At 62.2% G+C, this 13,078-nt stretch carries 11 protein-coding genes and 1 tRNA gene; 3 read left to right on the top strand and 9 right to left on the bottom strand.

Annotated elements, in window-relative coordinates:
* Window positions 1–8 precede the first annotated feature (8 nt).
* From EV686_RS14295 to EV686_RS14275, 5 genes are all read right to left on the bottom strand, one after another.
* Window positions 9–821, bottom strand: a complete 813-nt coding sequence (locus tag EV686_RS14295; protein ID WP_132477638.1) for an ABC transporter ATP-binding protein — start codon at window positions 819–821, stop codon at window positions 9–11.
* Complete coding sequence (locus EV686_RS14290) at window positions 818–2,116, bottom strand: M20 family metallopeptidase (protein WP_132477637.1); 1,299 nt, start codon at window positions 2,114–2,116, stop codon at window positions 818–820. The genes EV686_RS14295 and EV686_RS14290 overlap by 4 nt, the downstream gene beginning before the upstream one ends.
* A gap of 48 nt (window positions 2,117–2,164) precedes the next feature.
* Window positions 2,165–3,163: a taurine ABC transporter substrate-binding protein gene (locus EV686_RS14285; protein ID WP_207901786.1), complete on the bottom strand. Its 999-nt coding sequence runs from the start codon at window positions 3,161–3,163 to the stop codon at window positions 2,165–2,167.
* Window positions 3,164–3,554: 391 nt separating this feature from the next.
* Window positions 3,555–4,949, bottom strand: a complete 1,395-nt coding sequence (locus tag EV686_RS14280; protein WP_132477635.1) for an SLC13 family permease — start codon at window positions 4,947–4,949, stop codon at window positions 3,555–3,557.
* A gap of 196 nt (window positions 4,950–5,145) precedes the next feature.
* Window positions 5,146–5,219: transfer RNA gene (locus EV686_RS14275), tRNA-Gly, on the bottom strand.
* Between the two features lie 239 nt (window positions 5,220–5,458).
* Here EV686_RS14275 and queC point away from each other — a divergent pair.
* The gene (gene queC, locus EV686_RS14270; protein WP_132477634.1) at window positions 5,459–6,163 is read left to right on the top strand and encodes a 7-cyano-7-deazaguanine synthase QueC; all 705 of its coding nucleotides are present in this window, start codon (window positions 5,459–5,461) and stop codon (window positions 6,161–6,163) included.
* A 78-nt stretch (window positions 6,164–6,241) separates the two neighbouring features.
* Here queC and EV686_RS14265 read toward each other — a convergent pair whose 3' ends face one another.
* The gene (locus EV686_RS14265) at window positions 6,242–6,925 is read right to left on the bottom strand and encodes a GntR family transcriptional regulator (protein WP_132477633.1); all 684 of its coding nucleotides are present in this window, start codon (window positions 6,923–6,925) and stop codon (window positions 6,242–6,244) included.
* 189 nt (window positions 6,926–7,114) lie between these two features.
* On the opposite strand from EV686_RS14265, the gene EV686_RS14260 reads away from it, so the two are divergent.
* Entirely contained in the window at window positions 7,115–8,116 is a 1,002-nt protein-coding gene (locus EV686_RS14260; protein WP_132477632.1) for a Bug family tripartite tricarboxylate transporter substrate binding protein, read from the top strand.
* Between the two features lie 292 nt (window positions 8,117–8,408).
* Here the strand turns inward: EV686_RS14260 and araD are convergent, their stop codons facing one another.
* The 3 genes from araD to EV686_RS14245 form a co-directional block, all read right to left on the bottom strand.
* Window positions 8,409–10,172 (bottom strand): L-arabinonate dehydratase, encoded by a 1,764-nt coding sequence (gene araD, locus EV686_RS14255; protein ID WP_132477631.1) that lies wholly within the window; start codon window positions 10,170–10,172, stop codon window positions 8,409–8,411.
* Between the two features lie 147 nt (window positions 10,173–10,319).
* On the bottom strand, window positions 10,320–10,916 hold the full coding sequence (locus EV686_RS14250; RefSeq protein ID WP_132477630.1) for a carboxymuconolactone decarboxylase family protein: 597 nt from the start codon (window positions 10,914–10,916) through the stop codon (window positions 10,320–10,322).
* Window positions 10,913–12,097 (bottom strand): YbfB/YjiJ family MFS transporter, encoded by a 1,185-nt coding sequence (locus EV686_RS14245; RefSeq protein ID WP_165972628.1) that lies wholly within the window; start codon window positions 12,095–12,097, stop codon window positions 10,913–10,915. The genes EV686_RS14250 and EV686_RS14245 overlap by 4 nt, the downstream gene beginning before the upstream one ends.
* A 63-nt stretch (window positions 12,098–12,160) precedes the next feature.
* Between EV686_RS14245 and EV686_RS14240 the strand changes: the two genes are divergently transcribed.
* The gene (locus tag EV686_RS14240) at window positions 12,161–13,042 is read left to right on the top strand and encodes a LysR family transcriptional regulator (RefSeq protein WP_132477628.1); all 882 of its coding nucleotides are present in this window, start codon (window positions 12,161–12,163) and stop codon (window positions 13,040–13,042) included.
* Window positions 13,043–13,078: the final 36 nt, after the last annotated feature.

The following is a 13,078-nucleotide window of genomic DNA, read 5'->3' as shown; positions in this document are numbered from 1 at the left end:
TGCTCCGGTTAATGTCCGTCTTCCCGCATGGCGCGATAGATTTCCTCGCGCACAGCGAGATAGGAGGGATGCAGCCGGTTCTCCGCCGACTCCCTGGGTTCGGGCAGATCGATGCGGAACTCGTCGAACCGGCCCAATTGCCCCTTGCGCATGAGAAAGACCCGATCGCTCAGGAATACCGCTTCGTCGATGCTGTGCGTGATGAACATAACGCTGCACTGGGTTTGCCGCCGGATCCTCAGGATTTCCTCCTGCAGGGTCTCGCGGGTTTGCACGTCAACCGCCGCAAAAGGTTCGTCCATCAGCATCACGCTAGGGTTGGCCGCCAGGACCCGCGCCAACCCGCACCGCTGGCGCATGCCCCCGGACAACTGATACGGATAGGCGGACTCGAAACCCGCCAGGCCCACCAGCTCGGCCATCCGGCTGGCCGTCTCGCGCCGTTCGGCCTCTGGGCGGCCAGCGCACGTCAGGCTGAATATGATGTTCTGGGCCACCGTCATCCAGTCGAACAGCGCGTAGGATTGAAACACCACGCCCCGGTCCGGGCCCGGTCCCACGATCTCCCGGTCATTGACCAGGGCGACGCCGGAGGTGGGCCGCAGGAAGCCGGCCGCGATATTAAGCATGGTGGTCTTGCCGCAGCCCGAGGGCCCCAGGACAGAGATCAGCTCGCCTCTTTGCATCGAGAAGCTGATGTCCGCAAGGACAGGCCTGCCGTCATAGCTCAGGCCCACGCTATCGAAGCGCAGCGCCGGCCTGGCCAGCCTCTGTGGCCGCCGCCCTGCGGACGTGGCGGCAGGTGTCTCGGCGAGAATCATAGTCGGGACTCCCCCAACAGGCGCGCCATCGCCAGGGCAAGCACCTGGGCCGATGGCACCGCCTTGACCGTGTGGATGTACTCGTTGACCGGCGGCCAGCCGTCCTCTCCCGGACCGAAGGTCACCGATGGAATGCCCGCGTGAGAAAAACGGATCGTGTCGCAATAAGCGTTCTTGCGATAGAAGCGCGGCGCATCTCCCAGCACCTGGCGGTACGCCTCGGTCAGCGACGCCACTGGCTCGCTCGATTCGGGCACTTCCAGCGTCGCCGGCACGAACAGCGAACCGGGCACCTGCCGCACGCTCGCCTTGAGTTCGGGATCGCTCGCGGCCACGAAATCGATGCGAGCCCGGAGATCCTCCAGTACCGACTCCATCGTCATTCCCGGCAACAGACCGACGACAGCCAGCACCACCTTACATTCCGAAGGCGTGAACTGCATTTCCCTGGGCTCGCCGGCGCGTATGCGCGTCGGGCTTACCATGGGCGGAGTGCCGCCCATGTAACGCGGCGCCTCATGACGAAACTCCATATGCTGCAGGGATTCCAGCAGGCCGGCCATTTTGCTGATCGCATTCACGCCGGTATCGGGGCGCCACAAATGGGACTTGGTGCCTTCGGTTTTCACCTCCACCAGGCAGTTGCCGGCGTGCGCCACCGCGATGCCGATGCCCCATGCTCCGTCCGCCTCGGTCCAGGAAGTCGGCTCGGCCGTGATTTCGTAGTCGGCGCGCAGTCCCAGCTCGTCCAGCAGGTAGATCGCGCCATTAGGTCCATGCTTTTCCTCGTCCACGGTATAGACGCAATGCAAGGTACCGTCGAACTCGACTCCCGCCGCCTTCAATGCCTCGACGGCAAGCAGCGTGCACGCCAGATTGCCGCGCGTGTCGGAAGTGCCCCGCGCGTAGAGCTTGTCGTGGACCAGCGTCGGATTGTAGGGATCGCCATCCGTCATGGTCCAGCCTGCCGGATCGCCGGCCGGATAGACATCGAGGTGATCGTTGATGATCAGGACGGGACCATCGCCCCGCCCTTTCCATGTACCGATGACGTTCGGCCGGCCCGGAACCTTGGCGTGCATCGACACCTCGAGACCCATCGCGCGCAGCTTGCCGGCGACGCATTCGGCAATGCCGGCCTCAGAGCCCGACGGCATGTCGGGGTCCAGCGGGTTCTCGGAATCGGGCTGGCCTGCAACGACCAGTTCGCGTGTCAATGCCAGCCACTTCTCATAGGTGATGGCGTCGGTGATCGACTGCGCCAGCGCAGCCAGGGTGTCTTGCGTTTTCTGCATGATGATGTCTCGGAGAGGAAGGGAAATAAGGTCGGGAAACGCCTGGTCTCAGCGGCCAAGCACTTCGACGATGGGCGAGGTATTGAACAGGCCGCGCCAATCGGAAGGCAGCGCCTCGATACGCTTCTGGCCCGCCAGGAAGTCGCCGATGCCTTGCAGGTGCTTCATCAGCCGTGAATCCAGCTCCTTGCCCGGTTCGCCCATGAAATCGGCGGTCAGTTGCTCTTCCAGCGTGGGATGGCTGACGCTTTGCCTGACGACAAGCGCATCGAAGTCCCCGGGCGACATGCCCAGACGGCTCGCCTCGGCCGCCCGCACTTTCGCCGGGTCGGCGGCATAGTCCACCTGCGCCTGCCGCCAGGCGCGCAAGAAAGCCAGCAGCGTCTCGCGCCGTTCCGCGGCCAGCGACTTCTGCATCACCCACACACCGCCGGTGATCATCCCCAGCGACCGGGTCGTGGCCAGAACCTTGCCGCCTTCTTTTTCGATGGCGCCGATATTGGGCTCCCAGGTCATGGCCGCATCGATCTGGCCCGCGCTATAGGCCGCCGGCATATTTGCCGGGCTCAGGTTCACGACTGTCACGTCCGACTGCGACAGCCCGGCCTGCTGCAGGGCCTGCAGCAAATGGTAGTGGCTGGAAGAGCCCACCGTCGCGCCAATGCGCTTGCCCTTGAGGTCCTGCAGCGTCGCGCCGGCCGAAGGGCTGGCGACCAGCCGGATATTGGTGAAGTCCAGGCGCTCCATCATCAGCACCTCGAGCTCGATGCCGTTGGCGTAGCCGGTAACGGAGGGAAACTCGCCCATCCAGCCCATGTCGATCTCGCGCGAGGCCAGGGCGGGAAGCATGGCCGGCCCGGCGGGAAACGGCACCAGCGTCACATTCAGGCCCTGCTGCTCGAACAGGCCGTTCCGGGTGGCGTAGCTGAGCAGGACATTGACCTCGGCGGTCTGAAAGCCGATGCGCAAGTCGCGCGGCTGTGACCAGGCTGCGCTGGCAAGCGCGGCGGATGAAAGCAACAACAGTGAAAAAAGACGGCGGAGCATAGTGGTCATCCTCATGGAAGCGTCTGTCGGCATAACTTGTCATATCAAGCTATGACCTGACAGAAGCAATCCGCGTGCCAGGACCTGGCAGAAGACGCCATTTGCCTTTAATTGTGAATCTATGTTCTTGAAATATCTATGGAATCAGGAGTTTTCATGCCTCTTGAGAAACATCGCACTGTTGGCAATGAGAGAGACACAGCGTCCATGACGGCACACGAAAGCGGTGCGTTTGCACTCGATCGGGGCGCGCTCACGCCCCCGAGCCTGGACAGGGTTATGAACGGAAGACAAACCCAGGCTTGGCGGGCGGCGGCATCATGCAAGCAGAAGCGCTGGAGCGGCAACCTGCGCAGCCAGGTTGCCGCATGGCTCCCGCAGCCCCGACCTGCTACATCAGAAAGAAGTACGCCCAGAGCGTGATCAGGGCTATGCAAAACACATTGAGGACGGCGCCCACGGAAATCATTTCGCGCTGCTTGATGAACCCGGTTCCGAATACGATCGCATTCGGCGGCGTGGCGACCGGCAGCATGAACGCGCACGAAGCACCGATGCCAATAACCAGCACCATCACTTGCACCGGCATGCCCATTTCTGTCGCGATGGCTGCGAACACCGGCACCAGCAGCGCCGCGGACGCCGTATTGCTGGTGAACTCGGTCAGCACATTGATGAAAATCGCTACAACCAATATCACAATGAACGGATGAGCGCCGCCAAAGGTCTGGGCCACCTGCTGGCCAAGGACCAGCGAAGCGCCCGAGCTTTGCAGCAGCGAGCTCAGCGTCAATCCACCTCCAAACAGGAACAGCACGCCCCATTCCGTATTGTCGGAAACCTGCCTCCAGTTTGCTGCCCCCGAAACCACCACCGCAATCGCTGCAGCGACCGCAATCCAGCTATCGGGCGCCGTAATATCCAGCAGCGATGCGATCTTCACGCTGAAAATCCAGGCCAATGCCGTACCGGCAAAAATCAGCATGGCTGTTATCCGCAGCGGCGTCCACGGAATATCCTCGATCTCCACCTCGATTTTCCGGTTCAAATTAGGGCGCAACACAATGAACATGGCCAGCAGCATCAGTGGCAGCAGCACCAGCACCATCGGCAGCCCGATCTTCATCCAGCCCGCGAAGTCCATGTCCAACGCGCGCGCAGCGATGGCATTGGGCGGCGATCCTACCAACGTGCCCAGACCGCCGATACTGGCCGAATACGCGATACCCAGCAGGATGAACACGAAAGTGTTGCGATCCTTTTCCTTGTCCATCTGGGTCAGCATGCCCAGCGCCAGCGGAAGCATCATGGCGGCCGTAGCCGTGTTGCTGATCCACATGGAGAGAAAAGCCGTCACTCCGAATATGGCCAGAGTGGCAATAGCCAGATTGGAGCCGGACAGGGAGATCAGCCTCATGGCGATTTTCCTGTCCAGCTTTTGGACATGCAGCGCCGTGGCTAGCGCAAATCCCCCGAAGAACAGGAAAATGATCGGATCGGCAAATGTTTCGAAGGCTTTTTGGGTTGTCAGGTCGGGAATACCGATGGCCAGCGCGACCACGGGAATCAGCAAAGCCGTGACCGTGATGTGTATCGCTTCGGTGAGCCAGAGGATTGCGATGAACAGCAGCAGCGCAAGACCTTTGTTGGCGCTGTCTTCGTATGGCAACGCTACATAGAGCCAAACCGACAGCAAGGCCGCAATGGCCATTATCGCAACGCCTTTGACAATACCTTTGGGAAAGCGACCATCCGGTTCCCTCAAGGTTTCGCTGCTTTCTGTCATCGTGCAATCTCCTGCCGTAGTTTCGTCTCTGGACAGCAGAAGTCTAGCATTTGCGAATCATCAGGAACTTTGAGAATTACCGCTTGCGCGTCTTGGCTCAGTGCGGTTGGAACGGTGTGATTAACCGAGTGTAATGAATGCCCGTCCCCCGATAATGGGGTAGAGCCGAGCCGCAGAACAGCATGGAACGTCGAAGTGGAGCGGGTGATGGGAATCGAACCCACGCTTGAGGCTTGGGAAGCCGCCGTTCTACCATTGAACTACACCCGCATGGACTTTCGGAAGCAAGCGCCAACCCGAAAAGAAAACATCGAAATTGTAGCGCAAACCATCCTTGCTGCGATTTCAATCGATGCAATATTCGCACACCGCCAGGCCCCGGCGACATGCTTAAGCAACACGTACGCATCACACTCGGCATTGACAAGCAAACACCTTCCCTGTTTCACTCTTCTCCTTTCAGGATGGCGCCGCTCAAGCAGCGCCATCTCTCAAAAATGGGAAAAATCATGGAACGCAAGGCACTGGTCCTGTTCTCCGGCGGACAGGATTCCACCACCTGCCTGGCCTGGGCACTGGATCGATACTCGCACGTGGAGACAATCAGTTTCGACTACGGTCAACGGCATTCGGTAGAGCTCGAATGCCGCAAGGTCGTGCTGGGCCAGATCAGGGCAAAATTCCCATCCTGGGCGGCGCGGCTGGGCGCGGACCATATCCTCGACCTGGCCTCGCTCGGGCAAATCAGCGACACGGCGCTCACGCAGGAACAGGAGATCGTCTTCGAAAAGTCCGGCCTGCCTTCCACCTTCGTGCCGGCGCGCAACCTGCTGTTTTTCACATACGCATCGGCGGTCGCCTACCGGCGCGGGCTGACGGCGCTGGTGGGCGGCATGTGCGAGACCGACTATTCGGGCTACCCGGATTGCCGGGACAACACGCTGAAGGCGCTGCAAGTAGCGATGAGCCTGGGCCTGGATGCGCCGATGGTAGTGGAGACTCCGCTCATGTGGCTGGACAAGGCGCAGACCTGGAAGCTCGCGGAGCAGCTCGGCGGCCAGCCGCTGATAGACCTGATCCGCGCCGAAACGCACACTTGCTACCTGGGCGACCGTACCCATCTGCACTCGTGGGGCTATGGCTGCGGAGAGTGTCCGGCCTGCGAGCTGCGGCGCAACGGTCATGAGGCCTATACGCGAACGACTGCAGCATAAACACGCACATTCCGTGCAATCGATCCTGCACGCAAACGCAAGCCTGCAGCCGCTTCGAGACTTCCGCCTCTCTCGGCCTCAATCGACAAAAGACTGCGGGTACATTTTCCGGATCTCGGCGACATGTTGCAAAGTACCCGACAGGTGCTCGCGCAACGCGTTGCATGCCTGCTCCGGATCGCCTTTGGCAATGCCTTCGACGATCTTTTTGTGATCTTCCAGGATACGCTGCATCTTGCCTTCCGTCGGCACGTGCAGGCGCCGCAGCCTGTCGATGTGTCCACTGCGGCTATGTATCAGGCGCCAGAGGTCTTCCTGCCCTGCCGCCTGGTAGAACTCATGGTGGAACGACTGGTCGGCCTTGACAAAACCCGCCTGGTCATTGGCTTCCAGAAGCCCCGACTGCAGCACCAGCGACGCCTTCAGTCGCGCCACCAGGGACGGATCCGGCGACAGGCTTAGCTCCCGCACCAGCTCCAGCTCGATCGATCGGCGCAGGAAATGCGTCCGGCGGGCGTGCGACAGGCGGATCTTGCTGACCTGCGTGGCAGCCTGGGGGAAGACTTCGACTAGGTCCTCCGCCTGGAGGCGCATCAGCGCATCGCGTACGGGCGTCTGGCTGACGCCGTGCTGCTGCGCAAGCTCGCTGCGCGACAAGTGCATGCCCGGCGGCAGTTCCATCGACAGAATCCGTTGCCGCAGTGTCTCGTACAGCTGCTGGGCGACTGGACGCATGCGGTCCAGCGTGGTTGTTTGAGGCATATTGATAATTATGTCATTCCAACGGAAGCAACCGATGATGATAGCGCATCGCCTCAAGCACGGGATAGGCTTCCGGCAAATTTACCGTCCCGGCCTTTCCCTCATGCACTATTCTCGAAAATATACTAATATATTAGTTGACTCAATAAGAGCAACTGACTTGTCTCAGTCACCACAAGGAGAAGACCCATGACCGCAATACTCGCGACTCGCCGCCAGCTATGTACAGCGCTGGCGCTCGGAACGACACTCCTGGCCGCCCCGGCTGCCGCGCAGGAAGACTACAGCAAATGGCCCGAGCGCCCTGTCAACTACGTCGTTCCCTTTACGCCGGGCGGCTCCACCGACGTCGTCGGCCGTACCCTCAGCCAGCACCTGTCCACCGCGCTCGGCCAATCGTTCGTCGTGGAGAACAAGCCTGGCGCCGCCGGTGCTGTCGGCGCCAGCTACGTCGCACGCGCCAAGCCCGATGGCTACACCCTGTTCGGCGGCACCATCAGCACTCATGCCATCAACGCCAGCCTGTACAAGGACCTGTCCTACGATCCCGTCAAGGATTTCGAGCCCGTCACGCTGGTCGCCACGCTGCCCAACGTGCTGATGGTCAATCCCAACCTCGGCATCAATTCCGTACAGGATCTGGTGGAATACCTGAAGCGCGAACCTGATCGTCGTACGTTTGCTTCGTCCGGTTCGGGCACTTCAACGCACCTGGCTGGCGAGCTGTTTGCAGACCTGATCGACATCCCCCTGACGCACGTCCCATACCGCGGCACGCCGCCCGCCATGACCGACGTCGCGGCAGGCAACGTGACATTCATGTTCGACCAGATCACTGCCGCGCTGCCGTTTGTGAAGGACGGCAGGCTGAAGCTGCTGGCCGTCACCACGCCGGAACGCATCGGTCCGGCGCCCGAACTGCCCACCATGATGGAAGCAGGCATCAAGGATTTCTCGATGGCATCCTGGCAAGCCGTGTACGCCCCCAAGGGTACGCCGCGTCCGATCGTGGAGCGTCTGCACAGCGAGATCAAGAAAGTGCTGGAGCTGCCTGAAGTGCGCAAGCAGTTCACGGAAACGCTGGGCATGCAGATCGTGGCCGGCGGCCCCGATGAACTGGCTGCCCATATGGCTGTGGAAATCCCCCGCTGGGCCGAGCTGGTCGAAAAATCCGGCGCTGCGCCTAACTAAGACAGCAAGCCTGCCGCCGCCAATCGACGATATTGGCGGCGCCCCCAGGCGCCTCAGCCGGAACCGGAGCCGATCTCTTGCCGTCGGTTGCCGCACAACCCGGAGCGAAGAACTCCCGCCTCAAGGCCAGGGTTGCTCGCTCCGGGTATTTTTTTGTCGAGTTTCCCATCCTTTTTGTGAATGGATCTGGGCGCATAATAAAAAACAGCCCCCTGTCTCCAAAACAGGGGGCTGCATCAGCTTCCAGGCCGCATGACGGAATACTCAATCCGCCATGCGACAGGAACAGCATTCAAAAGATATCCGGCTCTCCCGCTGTACGACCGAATTCGGGCGACAGGTAGTCGAAGTCGCAGCCCTTGTCGGCCTGCGTGACGTGCCTGGCGAACATCCAGCCATAGCCGCGCTCGAATCGCGGTTCCGGCTGCTTCCATTCTGCGCGGCGCTTCTCCAGTTCCTCGTCGCTGACCAGCATGTCCAGCGAACGGTTCGGGATGTCCAGGCGAACGAGATCTCCCGTACGCAGCAGCGCCAGCGGGCCGCCCACGAAGGACTCGGGTGCGACGTGCAGCACGCATGCGCCGTAGCTGGTGCCGCTCATGCGCGCGTCGGAAATGCGCAGCATGTCGCGATGCCCTTGCTTGATCAATGCCTTGGGGATAGGCAGCATGCCCCACTCCGGCATGCCGGGGCCGCCCAGCGGACCAGCGTTGCGCAGCACCAGGACGTGGTCCGGCGTGACTTCGAGGTTCTCGTCGTCGATGGCGGCCTTCATCTCGGGATAGCTGTCGAACACCAGCGCGGGCCCTGTGTGCTGCTGGAAGCGCTGATCGCAGGCCGACGGCTTGATGACGGCGCCGTCCGGGCACAGGTTTCCGCGCAGCACGGCCAGCGAGCCTTCGTGATAAACGGGGTTGGACAATGGACGGATGACATCTTCGTTGTAGATTTCCGCGCCTTCCAGATTCTCGCCCAGCGTATCGCCGGTGACCGTCAGTGCATCGAGCACCAGCTTTTCCTTCAGGCGGCTCATCAGAGCCAGCAGGCCGCCGGCATAGTAGAAGTCTTCCATCAGGTACTTGTCGCCGGACGGGCGGATATTGGCGATGACCGGCGTGGTGCGGCCCATGCGGTCAAGATCTTCCAGCGTCCAGTCGATGCCGGCGCGGCGCGCCATGGCCAGCAAGTGCACCACCGCGTTGGTGGAGCAGCCCGTCGCCATGGCTACGGTAGTGGCGTTGTGGAACGCATCGCGCGTCACGATCTTGCCGGGCACCAGGTCTTCCCAGACCATTTCCACGATGCGCCGGCCGCAGGCGGACGCCATGCGGATGTGGTTGGCATCCGCGGCGGGAATGGAGGAAACCCCGGTCAGGCACAGGCCCATGGCGTCGGCGATGGCCGTCATGGTCGAAGCCGTGCCCATGGTCATGCAGTGGCCATACGAGCGCGCGATGCCGCCCTCGATGCCCAGCCACTGCTTGTCGGTGATACAGCCCGCGCGGCGCTCGTCCCAGTACTTCCAGGCGTCCGAGCCCGAGCCGAGCTGCTGGCCCGCGTAGTTGCCGCGCAGCATGGGGCCGGCCGGCAGGTAGATCATGGGCAGGCCTGCGCTGAGGGCGCCCATGATCAGCGCGGGAGTGGTCTTGTCGCAACCGCCCAGCAGCACGACGCCATCGACCGGATGGGCGCGGATCTGCTCTTCGACTTCCATGGCCAGCATGTTGCGATAGAGCATGGTCGTGGGCTTCATGAAGCTTTCGGATAGCGTGATCGCGGGCATTTCAACGGGGAAGCCGCCCATTTGCAGCACGCCGCGCTTGACGTCTTCGACGCGATGCTTGAAGTGTGCGTGACAGGGGTTCAGATCGGACCAGGTGTTGATGACGCCGATGATAGGCTTGCCCGCCCAGTCTTCGGGCGCATAGCCCATCTGCATAATGCGCGAGCGGTGGCCGAAGCTGCGCAGGTCGTCCGGCCCAAACCAGCGCGCGGAGCGCAATTCACTGCTTTCCTTCCTGCGTTCTTTTGTATACGGCGTATGTGATGAGCTCATGCGGGTTCCTTGGTCTGTCTCTGTCGGGTTTGTACTGGTTAGCCTGCGGCGAAAATATACTAATATATTAGTTAAATATAGCATGCAGGCTTTCCCTGAGACAAGGCCGACAGGCAGACGCGTCGCTCGGCAACTCCCTCCCGGAAATCAGGCTGGGAAGCCAGGCAAAGCCGCCACCTCGCTCCGCACAGGCGTACGCGCAATATTCATAATCCAGCACACGCAGGCGAAGTAGCCGACCAACGCGCCGAGCTCCACCACGCCCTGCTCGCCCCAACGCCGTATTGCGGCGGCGTAGGTCGGTTCGCTGACGCTGTGCCGGCGCAACAATTCGGTTGCGAACGCCCAGGCATCGGCTTCGTCGTCGGGCATGGAACGAGGACGCGCTCCCGTCGCCAGTTCCTCCAGAAGCGCTTCCGGAACTCCAGCCTGGATCGCCAATGGATAATGAACCGCCCACTCGAACTGATTGCTCAATTCGCGCGCCACGACCAGCGTGGCGAACTCATTGACATGCCGGGGCAGAACCGCATTGAACCGCAGGTATTCGCCCACGCCAGCCAGGCGTTCCAGCAATACAGGGCTATGCATCAACGGGACGAACGGCCCCTTGACGCCCTTGCGCGGTCCGGCAATCAGCGCCTCGGTCACGGTGCGTTGCGCATCGCTCATATGTTCCGCCGGCGGCAATGGCAGGCGCTCATGGGTTTGCGTTCCGAAACCCTGTGGAGTGGCAATCGTCATGGATTCTCCTTGATGGAAGTATTTGCGGAAGAGGTGAATACAAGCAATGCGCTGCTTGCCAGCAAGGCCCCGGCGCCCAGCCACAGTGCGGCATCGAGCGTCAATCCAAATGCCAGCAAGGCGTTCGCCGCCATCGGCCCTGCCAGCTGACCGATGGCGAATGCAGCCGTCATGGCGGCCAGGCGCTGCCGGACATTGGAGCCGGCATGCGCTCGCGCCTCTTGCAGGCCAAGCAAGGTGATCAGCATGAAGGTTCCGCCTACGCACAAAGCGGCCACGGCCAATCCGGCAAGTCCGGGCACGGCCACCGGCAACGCAATGCCCAGCGCCATGAGCACTTGCGCGCCGGCCCATACATGCCGCCGCGGCCAGCACGCCAGCCATGTGACAGCCAATGTCGACAGCGCGGCGGCAAGGCCGAACAGCGGCCACACCCAGCCGAACAGCGCGGGAGTCTCGAACAACAGGCGAGCCTGCGCCGGCAGATAAGTCGCTGGCAGGATGTAGCCAAAGCCGAACAAGCCATAGCACAGCACCAGCGGGCCAGCGCCCGCCGCTTTGTCGTGTACGGCCTTAGCAGCGGCGTCGGCGCTCGTGCCGCTTTCGATCGGCAATCTCTCGCCGGCAAGCACGAACAGCGTGCCGGCCAGCGCGAATCCCGCCAGCGCCAGCCACAGGATGACTGCGCCGGCTCCGAGCAGCATCCCGCCCCAGCAAATCAATCCGGCCAAGGCGATGCCCGCGCCGACCCCTGAAAACACCAGGCCGTCAAACCGCTGGCCGCCCAACTGCCCCAGGCGGGCAAGGACCACGGTCGCAGTGCCGACAAGCACCCAGGCGCTCGCAACGCCGGCAATGAAGCGCATCGCCAGCCACAGGAACAGGGAGCCCTCCACGCTCATTGCAACCGTACTTGCGACGACCGCCCACAAACCGCTGCGCATCAATCCGGCTGCGGACACGCCGCGCCGGCCGGCCAATACGGCACCCGCCAGATATCCCAGGTAATTGGCCCCGGCGAGCCAGCCTCCCGCGGTCAGCGAAAGCCCCAGATCGGCCTGCATCAACGGCAGTTGCGGCGTGAAGGCGAAGCGGCCGATACCCATCGCCACGGCCAATGCAGTCAGCCCTTGCAGGGCAAGGCGAAATGCTGTCGAAGATGAAGTGCGGGCGGAATTCATGCCGCATGATGGCGCGCTATAATTTTCTTGTAAATTGAAAAATAAAGAATAAACATTCTTGAAATGAGAAAATTCGATCTCGATGACCTGACAATCGTCCAGGCGGTAGTAGCGCATGGCGGCGTGACGCGCGCCGCACAGGCCTTGCATCGCGTGCCCTCCAACATCACCACCCGCATCAAGCAGCTGGAAGCGCGCATGGGAGTGACGTTGTTCATGCGGCATGGGCGTGGGCTGGCGCCGACGGAAGAAGGCCGTCTGCTGGCTGTCTACGCCGCCCGCCTCTTGCGCCTGGCCGACGAGGCCGAATCGACGCTGCAGACCGGCCGCTTGCTGGGAACCCTGCGGATCGGCTCTCTTGAAAGCACTGCAGGCACCCGCCTGCCGCAGCTTCTTGCAAGCTACAACCGCAGCAACCCATCGGTGCGCATCGAACTGGTGACCGGCACCACCGGAGCGCTGATCGGCAAGCTGGCTCGCCGCGATATCGACGCCGCCTTCGTCTCGGAGCCCTTTCACGCGCCGGGGCTGGCGGCCCAGGCGGTATTCGAGGAAGAGCTGGTGCTGATCACAGCGCCGCACGTGCGAACGCTGTCCGGCATGGACGAACTCGAGCACTCCACCTTGGTCGCCTTTGCCAGCGGCTGCTCCTATCGCCGCCTGCTGGAGCAGTGGCGCAGCGAGCAAGGCAGCAGCGCCCTCAGCGTGATGGAGTTCTCCTCTTACCCGGCCATCGTCGCCTGCGTTGCCGCCGGCACCGGAATCGCCATCGTTCCCAGATCGGTACTGGCCGGGCTGCACGCCGCCAGATCCGTGCGCGCCCATCGCCTGCCCGACCGCCTCGCCCGCAACCGCACGCACCTGCTTTGGCATGAAGGCCAGGAATCCCTGGCCCTGTCGGGCTTGCGCGCCCTGCTGGAGACGCATTGCGCGGAAAAATCCTGACGTTAAAATGCGGCACGTCATCGGCTTTACGGATCG

Source organism: Paracandidimonas soli (genome assembly GCF_004342005.1).
GTDB classification, from domain to species: Bacteria; Pseudomonadota; Gammaproteobacteria; order Burkholderiales; family Burkholderiaceae_B; genus Paracandidimonas; species Paracandidimonas soli.
Note: the sequence above shows the minus strand (reverse complement) of the source record. Positions and strands in the feature narration are given on the sequence as shown.